The following is a 16,995-nucleotide window of genomic DNA, read 5'->3' on the forward strand; positions in this document are numbered from 1 at the left end:
GGGCCTAAAACCGCGTGCATCTCACCTCCGAGCGGCAATAGCGTTCGCCGCATGCCCGATGCTGCTGCGTTGCTCAACGCCTTCGACGTCCAAGCCCGCCCCGCCGAGTGGGCGGCGTATCCCCACTTCGTCCACGACGCTCCCGTGTTCCGCGTGGCCTGGCCGCACCGCCGAGGGCTCGTGGGCGGTCCGCCGGACCTCGGGATCGGTGGCGCCGAGCTGGACGCGGTGATAGCGCGGCAGCGGGACTTCTTCACCGAGCGCGGCCAGGCCGTCGAGTGGAAGACGTGGAGCCACGACGTGCCGGCGGACCTGCCGGAACGCCTGGCTGCCGCCGGGTTCGTGTCGGAGGGCCGGGAGACCGTGCTCATCGGGCTCACCGAGGAGATGACGGCGCCGGTCCACCTCGACGGGATCGTCCTGCGCGAGACCAAAGAGGACGCCGACATGCGGCGGCTGGCCGTCACGGCTACCGAGGTGTTCGGCCGGGACAGCAGCTGGCTCGCCGACTACCTGATCGAGAAGAAGGACGACCCGAACGTCGTCGTCGTGATCGCCGAGGTCGACGGCCAGGTGGTGTCGTCCGCACGCCTGGAGATCGTGCCCGGCACGGAGTTCGGCGGGCTCTGGGGTGGCGGCACGCTCGCCGCGTGGCGCGGCAAGGGCATCTACCGCGCGCTCGTGGCGCACCGTGCGCGCCTTGCCCTCGCACGCGGTGCGAAGTACCTGCAGGTCGACGCGTCCGAGGACAGCAGGCCGATTCTGGAGCGGCTGGGGTTCGTCGCGGTCACGACCACGACCGGATACGTCTGGAAGCCGTGAGCCGGACCCTCTGCGCAACTCCGACCGAGCGTGGCCACCTGTGCGCGGAGAGGTGATGAACTCGCTGCTGAGCTGCCCTTTGAGACGCAGCGGGTACCGTAGTGGCACGTGCGGTTCATCGAAGGGCATCGACCCTCTTACGACCTGACCTACGACGACGTCTTCCTCGTCCCCGGCCGCAGTGCCGTGGAGTCGCGGTTCGGCGTCGATCTCTCCTCCTCGGACGGTACCGGGGCGACCATCCCGATCGTCGTCGCCAACATGACCGCGGTCGCCGGGCGGCGGATGGCGGAGACCATCGCGCGGCGCGGCGGGCTCGTCGTCATCCCGCAGGACGTGCCGACCGAGGCGGTCGCGGAGATCATCGCGTGGGTCAAGGACCGGCATCCGGTCTGGGACACCCCGCTCACGCTCACCACGGGCGACGCGGTGGCGGACGCGTGGAACCTGCTGCACAAGCGGGCGCACGGCGCGGTCGTCGTCGTGGACGACGGTGGGAGGCCGATCGGCGTTGTCGACGAGGCGGCGCTCACGGGCGTTGACCGGTTCGCGCGCCTTGGCGACGTGATGAACACGGACATCCTTCAGCTCCCGCTCGACACGAAGCCGCAGGACGTCTTCGAGCAGCTGCACCACAGCGCGCACAAGATCGCGCTCGGCATCGATGCCGAGCAACGGCTCAGCGGCGTGCTGACCGAGCTGACGGCGCTGCGTGCGGAGGTCTACCGGCCCGCGACCGACGACGACGGCAAGCTGCGGATCGCGGCCGCGGTCGGGGTCAACGGCGACGTGCGGGCCAAGGCGGAGGCGCTGGTCAAGGCCGGTGTGGACGTTCTGGTCGTGGACACCGCGCACGGTCACCAGGAGAAGATGCTGACCGCGCTGCGGGCCGTGAAGGAGGCCAACCCGGGCGTTCCGGTGGCCGCGGGCAACGTCGTCACCGCCGAGGGCGTGCGGGACCTGGTCGAGGCGGGCGCGGACATCATCAAGGTCGGCGTCGGGCCCGGCGCCATGTGCACCACGCGCATGATGACCGGCGTCGGCCGGCCGCAGTTCAGCGCCGTCGCGGAGTGCGCGGCCGAGGCGCGCAGGCTCGGCAAGCACGTGTGGGCCGACGGCGGTGTGCGGCACCCGCGCGACGTCGCTCTCGCCCTCGCGGCCGGTGCCAGCAGCGTCATGGTCGGCAGCTGGTTCGCCGGCACCTACGAGTCGCCCGGTGACCTGCAGCGCGACGAGCGCGGAAACCTCTACAAGGAATCCTTTGGAATGGCGTCGAAGCGCGCCGTGACCGCCAGGACGCGCAGCGACAACGCGTTCGACCGGGCCAAGAAGGGGCTGTTCGAAGAAGGCATCTCGACTTCGAAAATGCAGTTGGACCCGGTGCGTCCGAGCGTGGAGGATCTGCTGGATGCGATCACGTCCGGCGTTCGCTCGGCCTGCACGTATGCCGGTGCGACCTCGCTGGAGGAATTCCACGACAGGGCTGTTCTCGGCATCCAGTCGGCGGCTGGATTCGCGGAAGGCAGGCCGTTGCCAGGGGGATGGTGAGAAATGGACGAAGCGGTAGAGGTAAGAGAACTCCGCAAAGTCTATAAAACCGGACAAAAACCAGCGGTGGACGGATTGAGCTTCACCGTCCGCCGCGGTGAGGTCTTCGGGTTGCTCGGTCCGAACGGTGCCGGCAAGACGACCACCGTCGGCGTCCTCACCACGCGCGTCCGCCCCACCTCGGGGCAGGCGTTCGTGGAGGGCGTCGACGTGGTCGGCGACTCGAAGCGCGCACGGCAGCTGCTCGCTGTCGTGCCGCAGCGCAACAACCTCGACCGTTCGCTCAACGCGCGGCAGAACCTGCTGTTCCACGCGGCCTACCACGGCATCGGGCCCGCGGAACGCAAGAGGCTCGCCGACGACATCCTCGAGCGGATGGGTCTCAAGGACCACCAGAACGCGCTCGTCGACACGTTGTCCGGTGGTCAGGCGCAACGGCTGATGATCGCCCGCGCGCTGATGCACCGCCCGAAGGTGCTGTTCCTCGACGAACCGAGCACCGGCCTCGACCCGCAGGCCAGGCTCTTCGTCCACGAACGCGTCGCCGCACTGCACGCGGACGGCGTCACGGTCGTGCTGACCACGCACGACATGGACGAGGCCACGAAGCTGTGCGACCGCGTCGGCATCGTCGACCACGGCAAGCTGCTCACGCTGGACACGCCGATCGAGCTCACGAAGAACCTACCCGGCAGCAACACGGTCAGCGTCACGGTGAGCCCGAACGGCCACGACCCCGAGAAGATCAGCACCGGTCTGTCCGAAGTGGACGGCGTGCAGCGGGTCGAGGAGGTCAGCGGCATGTTCCGCGTCTACACCGACAACGACACCTCGATCACCCTGCCTGCCGTGCTCAACGTGCTGCGGGACCTCGACGTCGTCGTCAGCGACGTCGCCATCGGCAAGCCCAGCCTCGAGGACGTCTTCATCCACCTGACCGGACGGGAACTGCGGTGAGCCAAGTCAAGACGTTCAACGCGATCCTGTGGCGCGACGTGTTCGTCACCGGTCGCGAACTGCCGAGCTTCCTCGCGCAGGTGATCATCCAGCCGTTCTTCATCCTCTTCATCTTCGCGAAGGTGCTGGGGGACATCGGCTACGTCCAGAACGACTTCGCCCAGGTGCTCCTGCCCGGCATCATCGCGATGAACGGGTTCCTCGGGGCGTTGCAGAACACGACGCTGCCGCTGGTGCTGGACTTCTCCTGGACGCGGGAGATCGAGGACCGGCTGCTCGCGCCGATCTCCATCCCGCTGGTCGCGGTGGAGAAGATCGTGTTCGGCGCGATCCGCGGGTTCTTCGCGGCGGTTCTGATGGTGCCGGTCGGGTTCGTGATGCTCGACGTGTCGTGGGAGTGGTCGGGGATTCCCGGCGCGTTGCTGGTGATCGTCCTCGGCTGCCTCGCCGGCGGCTCGGTCGGCATGGTCATCGGCACGTCGGTGCCGGCCCGCCGGGTGAACGTGATGTTCGCGGTGATCCTGACCCCGTTGCTGTTCACCGGTTCCTCGCAGTTCCCGTGGCGCTCGCTGAGCGATGACCTGCTGTGGTTCAAGGTGGTCTGCGCGCTCAACCCGCTGACCTACATCAGCGAGGGCATGCGCGCGGAGCTCGTGCCCAACGTGCCGCACATGCCGCTCCCGGTCGTGCTGCTCGTGCTCGTCGTCGCGATCGCCGGCTTCGGCCGGCTCGGCCTGCGCGGCTTCATGAAACGCGCGCTCGACTAAGGTGCTCAAGAGAAACGGCCCCGCGCAAAGGATTGCGCGGGGCCGTTCGTCTACTCAGGACACTATGAGGCGTAGTCCTCCAGCATCTCCGTGACGAGAGCCGCGATCGGCGAGCGCTCCGAACGCGTCAGAGTGACGTGGGCGAAGAGCGGGTGGCCCTTCAGCTTCTCGATCACCGCTGCCACGCCGTCGTGCCGGCCCACCCGCAGGTTGTCGCGCTGCGCCACGTCGTGCGTCAGCACCACCCGCGAGTTGCTGCCCAGTCTGGACAGCACGGTCAGCAGGACGTTGCGCTCCAACGACTGCGCCTCGTCGACGATCACGAAGGAGTCGTGCAGCGAGCGGCCGCGGATGTGGGTGAGGGGCAGGACCTCGAGCATCCCGCGGTCCATCACCTCTTCCACCACCGCCTGGCTCACCAGCGCGCCGAGGGTGTCGAACACCGCCTGCGCCCACGGCCCCATCTTCTCGTTCTCGCTACCAGGCAGATAGCCGAGTTCCTGGCCACCGACCGCGTACAACGGCCGGAAGACCACGACCTTGCGGTGCTGCCTGCGTTCCATCACCGCTTCGAGGCCGGCGCACAGCGCCAGCGCCGACTTCCCGGTGCCCGCACGTCCGCCCAGCGAGACGATGCCGACATCGGAGTCGAGCAGCAGATCCAGCGCGATCCGCTGCTCAGCGGACCTTCCGTGCAGTCCGAACGCCTCCCGATCCCCGCGCACCAGCTTTATCTGCTTGTCCGCGGTCACCCGGCCCAGCGCACTCGACGTGCCCGCCAGCAACCGGAGTCCGGTGTGGCAGGGCAGCTCCGCGATGTGCTCGAGGCCCTCGTACAGGGTCGGGTCGACGACGTTCTCCTTGAACAGGCTGTCGACGAGCGACTGGTCAACGTCCAGATCGGACATTCCAGTCCAGCCTGACAAGGTGACGTCGTGAGCCCGGTACTCCTCCGCGGCGAGGCCGACCGATCCGGCCTTGACCCGCAGAGGCATGTCCTTGGTCACCAGGGTGACGTTGCGCCCCTCAGCAGCGAGGTTGAGGGAGCAGGCGAGGATCCGGGCGTCGTTGGAGTCCGTTCGGAAACCTGATGGCAACACCTCCGGGTCGGAGTGGTTGAGCTCGACGTGCAAGGTGCCTCCCACATCCCCGATGGGGATGGGCGAATCGAGGCGACCATGCCGCAAGCGCAGGTCGTCGAGCAGGCGGAGAGCCTCCCTGGCGAACCAGCCCAGTTCGGGGTGGTGGCGCTTGCCCTCCAGTTCGCTGATCACCACGAGCGGCAGCACGACTTCATGCTCCGCGAACCGGGTGGCGGCGAGTGGGTCGGACAGCAGTACCGACGTGTCCAGCACATATGTGGTGATGGCTGGTGCGGCGGACTTGCGCCTGGGGGAGGAACTGCGCGATGAGCCTGAGGAACGGCTCGCGGGACGTCGTGCGTTCACGGCAACTCCCTCACGAACGCGGCACCCGCGTCCGCTCCTCGCTGGGCCAGGCACCACCCTGATCGGTCGTCTCGCCCTTTCAGGCGGGTCGACCACGAGGGCCGGGTGCCGGCCCCCTCGCGACGTTGTCTGCCACGATCAGAGCCTCCCTGCGCGGTCCGCAGTGGTCGCGTCCCGCCACTTTCGAAGTTACCTGTGGCGGTGCCCGATCTGCACGAAGCCACACAGGTGAAATCCGATTTGTCACCTGCCTGAAAGAAACCCGAAACGTGACCGTACGTGTGTTTGGCCTGGTCAGACGCCGTTTTCCTGGGTGCTGCGGGCCAGCCACGACAGACCGTCCCTCACCTGGGATTCGAGTGATTTCGGCACGAGCGGCTCGTCGAGAAGTCTCAGATACCGGGAGTCGAGCGACTCGCCGGGCGCGCGGACGTCGAGCCAAGCCCTCACAAGGCGCACTCCTTCGACGTACGTGGTGGTGTACGCGCGCCACAACGGGTCTGCCAGAAAACGGACCATTTGCCGTGCGCGACGCTCCGGGACTAGCAGCCACCTGCACAGATGCGCAACAACGTCATCCTGATCCGCACCCCGATCGTGTAGCAGCAGCGCCGCGTCCTGCCGCACCGTGAGCAGCCCGGCGGCCGCCGACTCGACCTTTTCGGACAGTTCGCCGTCCATTCGCAACCCGAGGTCGCGGAAGATCTGCTCGGTCCAGACGCCCCAGCCGGGCCCGACCGCGGCGTGCAGGCCGAGGTCGGCCATGCCCTCGGCCATCAGGCACTGCGGCGTGTTGATGAGGAAGATCGACTGCTCGGCGTGGCCGCGCTTGGCGACCAGGCCCGCCTCCTTGCGGCAGTGCTCCGTGTGGTGGCCCGGATAGGACTCGTGCGCGACCAGGTGCGGCAGGTTCGACATGCGGTGGCCGAGGTCGGCGTTGACCGCGACGCGCGACCGGTAGCCGCCGAGGTAGTAGTTGAAGCCGCTCCACGGCTTGTTCGTGACGACCTGGTACTCGACGATCTCCTGCTCGGGCAGCTCGTACTTCTGCCGCACCCGGTCCCTCAGCGCGCTGGACAGGGCTTGCACGGCGCCCTGGAGCTGCCGTGCGGGCACTTCGTCGGCCGCGCGGTACGCGGTGAGCCGTTCGATCAGCGAGCCCGCTCCAGGCAACAGGGCGTCGAGGTTGCGGTGCGCCTGCGCGTAGGCGTCCTCGTCGCCGGGCCGGATCCGCACCTGGAAGTACTGCTCGACCTCGTCCATGAAGGTGATGCGCTCGCCTGCGAGCTTGCGCGCGGTGCACTCCAACGCGGTGAGGTGCGCGCTCAGGAACTGTTTGCGCTGGTAGGCGAGGTCACTGCCGGGCAGTTCGGCGCGCAGCTGCCGGGCGTGCGCCGCCAGCGCCTTCGGGTCCAGGCGCGGCTCGTTGTCGACCGCGCGGTTCAGGGCGGGGTCGCCGGTGAACGAGTCGACGAACCCGGACACCAGGCGCCCGAGCCGCAGCCCCAGCACGAGATATCCGCGAACCAGCTCGTTGGCGTCCATGAACCGGAGAGCGTAGAGCGTCTACCACAGGGCCTTACTCGCGACCGAATCGTGAATCGAAGACCACCTGATGGGGCAATGTTGTTGATCATGCCGTCACACAATGGGGTCATGGAGGCCGCCAAACGAGATCAACACCGGTAGCTTTTCCGCCCGGAGACCCCCACGCTCCGGAGATCCCCGAAGACTCCGGAAATGACGGGGATAACCCGACATGAAGGAGAATGACGTGCTGAAGAAGACTGCTGCCGCAGTGGCCGCCGCCGCCGCGCTGTCGCTCGCGTTCGCCCCGGCCGCCATGGCCGGCGACCACGACGGTGCCCGTGGCCACCACTGGAAGAACGGCCCGCTGCTGATCGCGCTGAACGGCAACAACATCAACGGCACCGTCGGTGCCTGCGGCAACAACGTCGGTGTCTTCGGCGGTGCCGTGCCGATCAACTCGCCGTCGATCACCGAGACGTGCGCCGCCGGCGGCATCGTCGACGAGGGCTGATCTCCCTCTTTGTTCTGCGTCTGGGGGCGTCATTTCTTGGCGCCTCCAGATCTGTTTCACCCCGTTAAAACCTTCATGAGGAGAAATATCGTGCTGAAGAAGGCAGGCGCCGCCCTCGGTGTGGCCGCCGCGTTCATTGCTGTTGGCAGCCCGGCGATGGCCGTTCAGGGCCACGAGTGGGAGAACGCGCCGCTGCTGATCGTGGGCAACGCGAACAACATCAACATCGTTGGTGGCGCGTGCGGCAACAACGTCGGTGTGTTCGGTGGAGCGGTTCCGGTGAACTCGCCCTCCATCACCGAGACCTGCGCGGCCGGCGGCATCGAAGACGGTGCCGAGTGGGGCCACGACGGCGAGTGATCTCGTCGCACTGAAAAGGGGCGCTCACCTCGCGGTGAGCGCCCCTTTCGCATGTCCTGCTAGTTGCCGTAGCGGCGGTGCCGCTTGGCGTACTCGCGCATCGCCCGCAGGAAGTCCGTGCGCCGGAAGCCGGGCCAGTAGGCCTCGCAGAACCAGAACTCCGAGTGCGCCGACTGCCACAGCATGAACCCGGAAAGCCGCTGCTCACCGGACGTGCGGATGATCAGGTCCGGATCCGGCTGCCCGGACGTGTAGAGGTGCTCCGCGATGTGGTCGACGTCGAGCACCTCGGCCAGCTCCTCGATGGTGCCGCCCCGCTCGGCGTGCGACTGCAGCAGCTTCCGCACGGCGTCCGCGATCTCCTGCCGCCCGCCGTACGCGACGGCGACGTTGACCTGGATGCCCGTGCGGTCCTTGCTGCGCGCCGCGGCGTTCGTGAGCCGCTCAGCGTGCTCCGCGGGCAACATGTCGATCGCGCCGACGTGCCGCACCCGCCACGGCTTGCCGTCCTCGGCCAGCTCGTCGGTGATGTCCGCGATGATGTCCAGCAGCGGAGCCAGCTCTTCGGTGTCGCGGCTCAGGTTGTCCGTGCTCAGCATCCAGAGCGTGACAACCTCTACTTTGGCGTCACCGCACCAGTCGAGCAGCTCGAGAATCTTCCGCGCGCCGGCCCGGTGCCCGTGCGCGACATCGGTGAACCCGGCCTCACGCGCCCACCGCCGGTTGCCGTCGAGAACGACGCCGACGTGCTTGGGCACCTGTGTCCCGCTCAGCTCACGCCGGAGAATCCACTCGTAGAGGTGGATAGCGACGTCTTTCACACGGGTGCGGAGTGCCACGTCCGAACAGCGTACGCCGTGCAAGCTTCATCACTGAGTCATGGTCCAAAACCTACGGTCGCGTAACCTAGATTCCTGTGACCACTGCAACCGTTCCTCCTCAGCCCGGACTGCGGCCGCGCCTGCGTGGATGGCTGCACCTCTGGTCCTTCATAGCCTCCGTGGCGACCGGCGCGACCCTGATCGCCCTCGCGGCGTCCACAGTGTCCGGCACGGCCGCACTGGCCACCTCGGTCTACGGCGCGACCGTCCTGGGCCTCTTCGGCGTTTCCGCGCTGTACCACCGCGTGACGTGGAAGTCCGACCGCGTCCGCACGTGGATGAAGCGCCTCGACCACTCGATGATCTTCGTGTTCATCGCCGGCACCTACACGCCGTTCGCGCTGCTGGCGATGGATTCGGGGACCGGACGCATCGTCCTGACCGTGGTGTGGATCGGGGCTTTGGCCGGCGTGACGCTGAAGCTGGCCTGGCCGCACGCGCCGCGGTGGCTCGGGGTGCCGATCTACATCGCCCTCGGCTGGGTCGCCGTGTTCGTGCTGCCTGAGCTGTTGCACCACGCCGGGGTTGCGGCTCTGGTGTTGTTGTTGGTCGGTGGGCTGCTTTACACGGTCGGCGCGGTCTTCTACGCGACTCGGTGGCCCAATCCCTGGCCGCAGGTGTTCGGGTACCACGAGTTCTTCCACGCTGCGACCGTGGTGGCGGCCATCTGTCACTACATCGCCATCTGGCTCGCGATGTACTCCTGATCTGCGGATTCAGGCCGTCTCCAGCCAGGTGATCAGCGACGGCGCCCGTGCCTCGGCGTCGGCTCTGGCGTCGCCGTGCGAAAGGTGCGTCACCGAGTCAGGCCGGAACGTGTCGCCGTCGCGGACGTTGCTGTACGAGACGTAGTAGGCATGGCCCTCTGCGTCGACCCTGGGAACGTCGCCGATCTCGAGATCATTGGCCGCCTTGGCGAACTCGTACCAGTAGTCGTAGTCGAGACGGACGATGGCCACCGGCATGGGCCTGGTGTGCGCGTACAGCCAGGTGCCTCTGGCCACGACCGACAGCGGGTTCACGCCGAAATCGTGCATCGCTGGCCAAATGCTGTCGAGTCGTCTTGGATCGCGTTCGGCCAACAGGCTTGCTGAGGGGGTCGCGATGGGTGCGTCAGGCTGGATCTACTACGCGGAGTACAGCCGGAACTTCGACGATGTGCTGAACTCGCTGCACGACCGCGTGCTGGCGAGCGGCGATTTCCTGTGGACGGATGACGACCTGCCGCGCCCAAGGAGCCTGCAGGAATTGCGGGACCTGTACGAGGACGAGGACTACGAGCACCTGGCCGAGGAAGGCACGCATTCCGTGCTGGACATCGAACGGCTTGCGGTCGCGGTGCCGGATCAGCCCGGCGTGGTGGTGGTGATGCACCCCGCGAAGGTGCACGAGGTGTTCGGGACCTACGAGCCGACCAGGGAGCAGTTCGACGCCGCGTACAAGGGCACGGCTCTGCACGACTTCCCGACGTGGAGCGGGCGCATCACGACGCTCTACGCGGACGGGAGGCCGGCCGAGATCGTCGTGTGGGGGCACTCGGGCGATTGAGCACCCCCACACGGACGACTACCTGTCGCTACCCCGCCACTTCGCCCGCGACGCACTCCTGACCTGGAAGCTGAAGTCCTCCCGCACCCGAGCGTCGACAGCCATCGGCAAGCGGATCCGCCCGGCCCCGACCAAGCCCTTCACCGCGGCCCGGCTCAGCCTGAACCCGGCCGTGAGCAGCTGCTCGACCCGCACCGGCGCCGGCAGCTCGAACCTGGTGAAGACCTCGAGCGGCGCGTCCTCGCGGTCGAGCTCGTAGAACGGCATGTCGGTCTCCAGCTGCCAGGTGCCGTGCCAGTCGAGCCGGTACGAGGCCCTGCGTGCCAGCGCCGCGTCCATGACCAGGCGCCGGGCCAGCGCTGGGTCGTTGTTCTCGAACCTCACCAGCCGATCGTGGTCGAGTGCCCGCACGTGGATGCGCTCGTGCACCGGGATTTTCGACGTGCCGCCGCACTGCTCGCAGCAGATCAGCAGCCACACGTCGAGGAGCTTGCCGTTCGCGTTCACGCGGAACTTCCCGGTGGGGTGGTGGCGCGTGCATCGGCACGACACGCACCCCTTGACGATGGCGGGCAGGCCTAGTTCTCGCACCACCCACAGTGCTTTGCGGTCGATGTCGGTGTCGTCAGAGGGCATGCGGATATCGCGAAGTTCACTCATGGAGTCGCCGAATTCCCAGGGTTGCGAAGGAAGCGTGGGCAGCGCGTTGTCGCGCAGGCAGACGCGACGGCGTGCTTGGCCGTCGCGTAATGGGTGAACCCGCGCGAGAACGCGCGGGTTGTGCGTGGAAACGTCAGACAGAGACGGGGAGTTGCTCGAACCCGTCTTCAATCCGCACGTACATCACTGCTCACCGAGTCATGGTCGCCATGGTGGCCAACCAGAGATCACCACGGCAACCGGTTTTTCAGCGGTGGTGTGGGGGCACTCCGGCGACCGAGTGCCCCCGACGAACTGTGGTCAGCGGCCGCCGCGGGCCATGTGCAGCACGTCCAGCGCCGCGTCCAGCTGCTCTTCGGTCAGCTTCGACGGCACGTGGCCGCGCTCCAGCACCACAGCGCGGATGGTCTTGCGCTCCTTCAACGACTGCTTCGCGATCGACGCCGCCTCCTCGTAGCCGAGGTAGCGGTTCAGCGGCGTGACGATCGACGGCGAGGACTCGGCGTACTCCCGCATCTGGTCGACCTCGGCGACAGCGCCCGAGAGGACCTTGTCCGCCAGCAAACGGGCCACCGCGGCCAGCAGGCGGGCGGACTCCAGGACGTTGCGGGCGATCACGGGCAGCATCACGTTCAGCTGGAAGTTGCCCTGGGAGCCGGCGAACGCGACGGTGGCGTCGTTGCCGATGACCTGGGCCACGACCATCATCGTGGCTTCGGAGATCACCGGGTTGACCTTGCCCGGCATGATCGACGAGCCCGGCTGGAGGTCGGGGAGGGCGAGTTCGCCCAGGCCCGTGCGGGGGCCGGAGCCCAGCCAGCGGAGGTCGTTGGCGATCTTGAACAGGGCCACGGCAGAGGCGCGGAGCTGGCCGGAGATCTCGACCACACCGTCCTGGGTGGCCTGGGCCTCGAAGTGGTCGCGGGCCTCCGTCAGCGGCAGGCCGGTCACCGAGGCCAGGTCGGCCGCCACCAGGGTGCCGAAGTCGGCCGGGGCGTTGAGGCCGCTGCCCACCGCCGTGCCGCCGATCGGGAGTTCGGCCAGGCGCGGGATCGAGGCCTGAAGTCGCTCCACGGAGTAGCGGACCTGGGACGCCCAGGCGCCGGCCTCCTGGCCCAGCGTGATCGGCACGGCGTCCATGAGGTGCGTCCGGCCGGATTTGACCAGGTCGGACCATTCGAGAGCACGCGATTCGAGGACGCCCTGAAGGTGCTCGAACGCCGGGATCACATCGGTCACCACGGCCTCGGTGGCGGCCACGCGCAGGGTCGTGGGGAAGGTGTCGTTGGACGACTGCGAGGCGTTGACGTGGTCGTTCGGGTGCACGTCGCGGCCCAGCGCGCGGGTGGCCAGGGTGGCGATGACCTCGTTGGCGTTCATGTTCGAGGACGTGCCCGAACCTGTCTGGAAGACGTCTACCGGGAAGTGGGCGTCCCACGAACCGGCCGCGACCTCGTCGGCGGCCGCGGCGATGGCGGTGGCGAGGTCGTTGTCGAGCACCCCGAGCTGGGCGTTCACGCGGGCCGCGGCTGCTTTGAGCAGGCCGAGGGCCCGGATCTGGGCGCGTTCGAGGCCTCGACCGGAAATCGGGAAGTTCTCCACCGCGCGTTGGGTTTGGGCGCGCCACAATGCGTCGATCGGCACGCGGACCTCACCCATCGTGTCGTGCTCGACGCGGTACTCCTGTTCAGACATACCTTCGAGTCTCTATGGTCGATCACAGCACTGCCACCCACCACTGGCAGAAGGGCACCACTCATGGAGCGTGACGTCGACCTCCTCGTCGTGGGCGCTGGTCCCACGGGGTTGTTCGCCGCGTATTACGCAGGCTTTCGCGAACTGAACGTCGCACTGGTCGACGCCCTGCCCGAACCGGGCGGGCAGGTCACCGCGATGTATCCGGAGAAGATGATTTTCGACGTGGCGGGCTTTCCCGCCATTCGGGGACGTGACCTCGTCAACGGGCTCGTGGAGCAGGCGGGGCAGTACAAGCCGACCTACCTGCTCGGCCGCCAGGCGCGCACCTGCGAGTCCACTGAGGACGGTTTGGTCGTCGGTCTCGCGGACGGCACCAAGATCAGGACCGGCGCTGTGCTGATCACGGCGGGCATGGGGGAGTTCAACCCGCGGCCGCTGCCTGCCGGCGACGGCTGGCTGGGGCGCGGCATGGTGCACTTCGTGCCGGTGCTCGCGGAGCACACCGGGCAGCACGTCGTGATCGTCGGTGGCGGTGACTCGGCGTTCGACTGGGCGCTCGCGCTGCACCCGCTCGCGGCCAGCGTCACGATCGTGCACCGCCGGGCGAACTTCCGCGCGCACGCGGCGACGGTGCGGCAGGTGCGGGAGCTCGGCATCGAGATCATCACCGATGCCGAAGTCCTGGAGCTGCGCGGCGAACCTCTGTCCGAAGTGGACGTCAAGGTCAAGGGTGAGGACGTCAAGACGTTGCCCGCGCAGGCGGTCGTCGCCGCGCTGGGCTTCACGGCGGACCTCGGGCCGATCGAGTCGTGGGGGCTGGAGCTCGACCACCGCGCGGTCGTCGTGGACACCACGATGAGGACCAAGCTCGACCGGGTCTACGCGGCCGGCGACGTCGCGCAGTACCCCGGCAAGGTCAAGCTCATCGCGACCGGGTTCGGGGAGGCGGCGACGGCGGTCAACAACATCGCGGTCGCGCTCAACCCGGCGGCGCACCTGTTCCCCGGCCACTCGAGCAACGCGGGGTAGCAAGACAGCGGGTTGTCGGCGCCGGTGGGTATCCTCATCGGCGTCGACAACGGGTTGCGCGTGTCAGGGGGACGCGCGGCGAACAACCCCGGGGGGCTTCGTGATTCACGTTTACTGGGCCGACATGATGCCCGGCACGCCGTGGTGGGCCGGGCCGACCACGCGCGAACGGCCGCGGACCGTGTACTGGCAGCCGCTGGCCGACCTGGTCGAGGGCCGCGTCAACGCACAGGTCGACACGTCCGCGTGGGGCACCGACGTGCTCGTCGAGCTGACGCTGCCCGACCACCTGGTCCCGGACATCGCGTTGACGCCGGGGTTCGCGGTCGCCCAGCTCGCGCTCCCGGAGCCGCTCAACCGGTCGCGGGACATCGAGCTGGTGGTGGCGGCACTCGAGGACGGCGTGCACGCCGCAGTCGAACGGGTCGCGCGCCGGCTCGGAGTGCCCTACGTGCGAGGCAAAGCGGAGCCGATGAGGCTGGAGCACCCGTTGCGGCTGAGCACGCTGGCCGGGCGGTTCGGCGGGACGATCGCGCTCGTGTCGCCGCGGACGTCGTCGGACGAGTTCATGGCGTCGCTGCCCGCGGACGAGGTCGCGTGGGAGAACCACGAGGGCTGGCGGGTCGTCCGGGTCAACCGGGAGGTGGCCGGCCGCCCGGTGTCCGATGTGGACTTCAGCGCGGTGGACGTCCCGGTGTTGCTGGACAACCTGTCCGCCGATCCCGGCACGGCGCTCGTCGTCGTCGGCAAGGAGCTCGAACGGCTGACCGGATGGCTGCCCACCGGCCTCGCCGGTCGCGTCTCCGTGATGGGGCGCGACGACGGGTGCTGGTGGGCAGCCATCGGTTAGGGCAGTACCTGAACCTTCTCGCCGATCGCCAGGTTGTCGTAGAACACCTGCGAGGCGTTCCAGCTCAACCTGATGCAACCGTGCGACTGGACGCTGGTGTCACCCTGGTGGAACGCGATACCGCTCGTGGTGAAGTACACCGCGTTCGGCATCGGGCCGTTGTAGGGGACGCTCCAGTCGTTCTTCACCTTGCGCAGCACTGAGAACGTGCCGATCGGGGTCTCGTACCCCGGCTTGCCGTGACTGATGGGCACCGGGCCGTAGCTCGTCTTGCCGTTGAAGACCAGCCATGCCCGGTTCGCGCCCTTTTCCAGACACGCTCCGTTGTAGACGGCGCATCCCGCCTGAGCCTGCGCGGGTACCGCGAAACCGAGGAGCAGGAGCACCGTCGCGATCAGAACTCGCATCTCGCATCACCCCTCCGTAACGGGGTAACCACTACGGGAGAACCTGAACCCTCTCACCGACGAAGAGGTTGTCGTAGAACACCTGTGAGGCTTCCCAAGTCAGCCGGACGCAGCCGTGCGACTGGGAGTTGAGGTCGCCCTGGTGGAACGCGACGCCGTCGGTGGTGAAGTACACCGAGTTCGGCATCGGGCCGTTGTACGGGACGCTCCAGTCGTTCTTCACCTTGCGCAGCACCGAGAACATGCCGACCGGCGTGCCGAACCCCGGCTTGCCGTGGCTGATCCGGACCGGGCCGTAGCTCGTGGCACCGTTGGTGACGAGCCACGCCCGGTTCGAGTGCTTCTCGACGCACGCTCCGTTGTAGACGGTGCAACCGGAGGCCTGTGCGGGGACCGCGAAACTAAGCAGAAGGAGGGTCGTGGCGACCAGAACGCGCATAGTTGATCATCATGGGACCACCTGCACGGTCTCGCCAATCGAGAGGTTCTGGAAGTAGTACTTCGCCGACGGCGGGTCCAGGTGGATGCAGCCGTGCGACGGGTCGGTCAGCGAGCCCTCGTGGAACGCGATGCCGCTTTCCGTGAAGTACGTCGACCACGGCATGGGCGCGTTGTACGGCCTGCTCCACTCGTCCTTCACCTTGCGCAGCACCGGGAAGTTGCCCAGCGGCGTCTCGTAGCCGCGGCGCCCGTGGGTGATCGGCACCGGACCGTAGACGATCTTGTCGCCGCGCACGACCCACGACTTGTTCGTGGAGAGCTGGATGCACGCGCCGTCGCTCATGTCGCACGGCGTCGGCTTGACCACCGGCGCGGGAGGCGGCGGCGGAGGAGGGGGAGCTTCCGACGTCGGAGACGGCGAAGGCGTCGTGGGAGTCCCAGAAGAAGGAGCCCCAGACGCAACCGAAGACGACGATGATGGTGGCGCAGTGGGAGTCTCCGCGTGCACGGACCCCTGCGTACATCCCGCCACTGCCATCAACGCGACCGCCGCGAGCAAGATCCGCATCGCGCACCCCCCTTGTGATCCATCCCTTGCCGAAGTAGACGACCGGAGGATCACTCAGGTTGCAAAGGCGAGAGCCCGCCTCCCATAACGAATGGGAGACGGGCCCTCGGAATGCGTTTGCCGGACTACAGGCCGCCGACGTTCGAGCTGACCCACGAGCGGTAGTACGAGACGTCCACGTAGATCGACGGAGCGGTCGCGCAGGTCGCGCCGCCACCGGAACGGCTCGTGGCACCGATCAGCTCCCAGCGACCACCCACCGACTTCACCTGCGGGCCACCCGAGTCGCCGTAGCAGGCGCCCTTGTTGCCACCGGTGTTGTTGGTGCAGATCTCCGAGATGCCGCTGATGCCGGAGCACCGGCTGTCCGTCACGATCGACGTGTTGAGCTCCTGCAGGGTGATCGGAGCGCTGCCGCAGCCGCGGGTCGGGCAGGTCTGGCCCCAGCCGATGATGCGGGTGGCGGTGCCGACCGGGCCGGACGCCGCCGAGATGGCGATCGGGGTCTGGCTGACCGAGGTGTTGAGCTGCACCACCGCCAGGTCGGCTGACGGGTGCGTGATGATCCGCGAGGCGCCGGTGACAGTGCCGCCGCTGGTGCGGTTCGTGGTGCCGATCCGGGTGCGGATCGACGACGGCGACGAGCCCTGGACGCAGTGCTTCGCCGTCACGACCCAGTTGGCCTTGACCAGCGAGGCGCCGCAGAAGTGGTTGCCGGAGGTGCCTTGCAGGGACACCATGAACGGGTAGACCTGGCTTGCGTTGGTGCCACCGACGATCATCGGCGAGACGTCCCCGTCAGGGGTGGGGGACGGAGCAGCAGTAGCTGCGACAGCCGAGGCGAGCAGGGCGCCGGCGGCCACGACGACTGCGGAGAACAACGAACGTGCCCTCATCGTTGTGTTTCCTTCCTGAGCCCGGCGCAGGGTTGCCGGGATCAGTTCGGAAACTAGGGACGAAAGTCACAGTC

At 67.8% G+C, this 16,995-nt stretch carries 20 protein-coding genes; 10 read left to right on the forward strand and 10 right to left on the reverse strand.

The genetic code is table 11. The features are described 5' to 3' along the window. Window positions 1-51: 51 nt before the first annotated feature. The 4 genes from ACIA8G_RS36950 to ACIA8G_RS36965 all read left to right on the forward strand — a co-directional run bounded on the left by ACIA8G_RS36950 (window position 52) and on the right by ACIA8G_RS36965 (window position 4,094). Window positions 52-822: a GNAT family N-acetyltransferase gene (locus ACIA8G_RS36950; RefSeq protein WP_396423403.1), complete on the forward strand. Its 771-nt coding sequence runs from the start codon at window positions 52-54 to the stop codon at window positions 820-822. 108 nt (window positions 823-930) lie between these two features. Beyond that, entirely contained in the window at window positions 931-2,370 is a 1,440-nt protein-coding gene (locus ACIA8G_RS36955) for a GuaB1 family IMP dehydrogenase-related protein (protein ID WP_396423404.1), read from the forward strand. 3 nt (window positions 2,371-2,373) lie between these two features. After that, window positions 2,374-3,327: an ATP-binding cassette domain-containing protein gene (locus tag ACIA8G_RS36960; RefSeq protein WP_396423405.1), complete on the forward strand. Its 954-nt coding sequence runs from the start codon at window positions 2,374-2,376 to the stop codon at window positions 3,325-3,327. Continuing rightward, a complete protein-coding gene (locus ACIA8G_RS36965; RefSeq protein WP_396423406.1) occupies window positions 3,324-4,094 on the forward strand; it encodes an ABC transporter permease in 771 nt (256 codons plus the stop codon). Before ACIA8G_RS36960 ends, ACIA8G_RS36965 begins: the two co-directional genes overlap by 4 nt. 62 nt (window positions 4,095-4,156) lie before the next feature. Here ACIA8G_RS36965 and ACIA8G_RS36970 read toward each other — a convergent pair whose 3' ends face one another. Together ACIA8G_RS36970 and ACIA8G_RS36975 are read right to left on the reverse strand one after the other, a co-directional pair. Further along, the gene (locus tag ACIA8G_RS36970; protein WP_396423660.1) at window positions 4,157-5,449 is read right to left on the reverse strand and encodes a PhoH family protein; all 1,293 of its coding nucleotides are present in this window, start codon (window positions 5,447-5,449) and stop codon (window positions 4,157-4,159) included. Between the two features lie 387 nt (window positions 5,450-5,836). Then, window positions 5,837-7,087 carry a DUF885 domain-containing protein gene (locus tag ACIA8G_RS36975; RefSeq protein WP_396423407.1) on the reverse strand — a complete coding sequence of 417 codons (1,251 nt, stop codon included), beginning with the start codon at window positions 7,085-7,087 and terminating at the stop codon, window positions 5,837-5,839. 229 nt (window positions 7,088-7,316) lie between these two features. Here ACIA8G_RS36975 and ACIA8G_RS36980 point away from each other — a divergent pair, with 229 nt between their 5' ends. After that, the gene (locus tag ACIA8G_RS36980; RefSeq protein ID WP_396423408.1) at window positions 7,317-7,583 is read left to right on the forward strand and encodes a hypothetical protein; all 267 of its coding nucleotides are present in this window, start codon (window positions 7,317-7,319) and stop codon (window positions 7,581-7,583) included. A 90-nt stretch (window positions 7,584-7,673) separates the two neighbouring features. Continuing rightward, window positions 7,674-7,943 (forward strand): hypothetical protein, encoded by a 270-nt coding sequence (locus tag ACIA8G_RS36985; protein ID WP_396423409.1) that lies wholly within the window; start codon window positions 7,674-7,676, stop codon window positions 7,941-7,943. A gap of 59 nt (window positions 7,944-8,002) precedes the next feature. Here ACIA8G_RS36985 and ACIA8G_RS36990 read toward each other — a convergent pair whose 3' ends face one another. Next, window positions 8,003-8,782 (reverse strand): isoprenyl transferase, encoded by a 780-nt coding sequence (locus tag ACIA8G_RS36990; RefSeq protein WP_396423410.1) that lies wholly within the window; start codon window positions 8,780-8,782, stop codon window positions 8,003-8,005. 77 nt (window positions 8,783-8,859) lie between these two features. On the opposite strand from ACIA8G_RS36990, the gene ACIA8G_RS36995 reads away from it, so the two are divergent. Next, window positions 8,860-9,531, forward strand: a complete 672-nt coding sequence (locus ACIA8G_RS36995) for a hemolysin III family protein (RefSeq protein WP_396423411.1) — start codon at window positions 8,860-8,862, stop codon at window positions 9,529-9,531. Window positions 9,532-9,540: 9 nt separating this feature from the next. Here the strand turns inward: ACIA8G_RS36995 and ACIA8G_RS37000 are convergent, their stop codons facing one another. Beyond that, entirely contained in the window at window positions 9,541-9,846 is a 306-nt protein-coding gene (locus tag ACIA8G_RS37000) for a hypothetical protein (RefSeq protein WP_396423412.1), read from the reverse strand. 82 nt (window positions 9,847-9,928) lie between these two features. Between ACIA8G_RS37000 and ACIA8G_RS37005 the strand changes: the two genes are divergently transcribed. Continuing rightward, window positions 9,929-10,372, forward strand: a complete 444-nt coding sequence (locus ACIA8G_RS37005; RefSeq protein ID WP_396423413.1) for a hypothetical protein — start codon at window positions 9,929-9,931, stop codon at window positions 10,370-10,372. Window positions 10,373-10,390: 18 nt separating this feature from the next. Here the strand turns inward: ACIA8G_RS37005 and ACIA8G_RS37010 are convergent, their stop codons facing one another. Continuing rightward, window positions 10,391-11,008, reverse strand: a complete 618-nt coding sequence (locus ACIA8G_RS37010) for a DUF1062 domain-containing protein (protein WP_396423414.1) — start codon at window positions 11,006-11,008, stop codon at window positions 10,391-10,393. Window positions 11,009-11,332: 324 nt separating this feature from the next. After that, window positions 11,333-12,727: a class II fumarate hydratase gene (locus ACIA8G_RS37015; protein ID WP_396423415.1), complete on the reverse strand. Its 1,395-nt coding sequence runs from the start codon at window positions 12,725-12,727 to the stop codon at window positions 11,333-11,335. A gap of 63 nt (window positions 12,728-12,790) precedes the next feature. On the opposite strand from ACIA8G_RS37015, the gene ACIA8G_RS37020 reads away from it, so the two are divergent. After that, window positions 12,791-13,759: an NAD(P)/FAD-dependent oxidoreductase gene (locus tag ACIA8G_RS37020; RefSeq protein WP_396423416.1), complete on the forward strand. Its 969-nt coding sequence runs from the start codon at window positions 12,791-12,793 to the stop codon at window positions 13,757-13,759. 100 nt (window positions 13,760-13,859) lie between these two features. Beyond that, on the forward strand, window positions 13,860-14,609 hold the full coding sequence (locus ACIA8G_RS37025) for a hypothetical protein (protein WP_396423417.1): 750 nt from the start codon (window positions 13,860-13,862) through the stop codon (window positions 14,607-14,609). Here ACIA8G_RS37025 and ACIA8G_RS37030 read toward each other — a convergent pair. The 4 genes from ACIA8G_RS37030 to ACIA8G_RS37045 all read right to left on the reverse strand — a co-directional run bounded on the left by ACIA8G_RS37030 (window position 14,606) and on the right by ACIA8G_RS37045 (window position 16,921). Then, complete coding sequence (locus ACIA8G_RS37030; RefSeq protein ID WP_396423418.1) at window positions 14,606-15,016, reverse strand: L,D-transpeptidase; 411 nt, start codon at window positions 15,014-15,016, stop codon at window positions 14,606-14,608. The two genes, ACIA8G_RS37025 and ACIA8G_RS37030, sit on opposite strands and share 4 nt — an antisense overlap. Before the next feature lie 31 nt (window positions 15,017-15,047). Then, window positions 15,048-15,455, reverse strand: coding sequence for a L,D-transpeptidase (locus ACIA8G_RS37035; RefSeq protein ID WP_396423419.1), 408 nt, complete (start codon window positions 15,453-15,455; stop codon window positions 15,048-15,050). A 9-nt stretch (window positions 15,456-15,464) separates the two neighbouring features. Beyond that, a complete protein-coding gene (locus tag ACIA8G_RS37040; protein ID WP_396423420.1) occupies window positions 15,465-15,800 on the reverse strand; it encodes a L,D-transpeptidase in 336 nt (111 codons plus the stop codon). Between the two features lie 350 nt (window positions 15,801-16,150). Beyond that, entirely contained in the window at window positions 16,151-16,921 is a 771-nt protein-coding gene (locus tag ACIA8G_RS37045; protein ID WP_396423421.1) for a S1 family peptidase, read from the reverse strand. Window positions 16,922-16,995 lie beyond the last annotated feature (74 nt).

This window comes from Lentzea sp. NPDC051213 (assembly GCF_044455585.1).
Taxonomy (GTDB): domain Bacteria; phylum Actinomycetota; class Actinomycetes; order Mycobacteriales; family Pseudonocardiaceae; genus Lentzea.

Bases quoted from the DNA above. Each gene is read 5' to 3' on its own strand.
- ACIA8G_RS36975 (WP_396423407.1), bottom strand. From the start codon at position 7,087: ATGGACGCCAACGAGCTGGTTCGCGGATATCTCGTGCTGGGGCTGCGG.
- ACIA8G_RS37045 (WP_396423421.1), bottom strand. From the start codon at position 16,921: ATGAGGGCACGTTCGTTGTTCTCCGCAGTCGTCGTGGCCGCCGGCGCC.
- ACIA8G_RS37015 (WP_396423415.1), bottom strand. From the start codon at position 12,727: ATGTCTGAACAGGAGTACCGCGTCGAGCACGACACGATGGGTGAGGTC.
- ACIA8G_RS37005 (WP_396423413.1), top strand. From the start codon at position 9,929: ATGGGTGCGTCAGGCTGGATCTACTACGCGGAGTACAGCCGGAACTTC.
- ACIA8G_RS37035 (WP_396423419.1), bottom strand. From the start codon at position 15,455: ATGCGCGTTCTGGTCGCCACGACCCTCCTTCTGCTTAGTTTCGCGGTC.
- ACIA8G_RS37010 (WP_396423414.1), bottom strand. From the start codon at position 11,008: ATGCCCTCTGACGACACCGACATCGACCGCAAAGCACTGTGGGTGGTG.
- ACIA8G_RS36960 (WP_396423405.1), top strand. From the start codon at position 2,374: ATGGACGAAGCGGTAGAGGTAAGAGAACTCCGCAAAGTCTATAAAACC.
- ACIA8G_RS36950 (WP_396423403.1), top strand. From the start codon at position 52: ATGCCCGATGCTGCTGCGTTGCTCAACGCCTTCGACGTCCAAGCCCGC.
- ACIA8G_RS37040 (WP_396423420.1), bottom strand. From the start codon at position 15,800: ATGAGCGACGGCGCGTGCATCCAGCTCTCCACGAACAAGTCGTGGGTC.
- ACIA8G_RS37030 (WP_396423418.1), bottom strand. From the start codon at position 15,016: ATGCGAGTTCTGATCGCGACGGTGCTCCTGCTCCTCGGTTTCGCGGTA.
- ACIA8G_RS37020 (WP_396423416.1), top strand. From the start codon at position 12,791: ATGGAGCGTGACGTCGACCTCCTCGTCGTGGGCGCTGGTCCCACGGGG.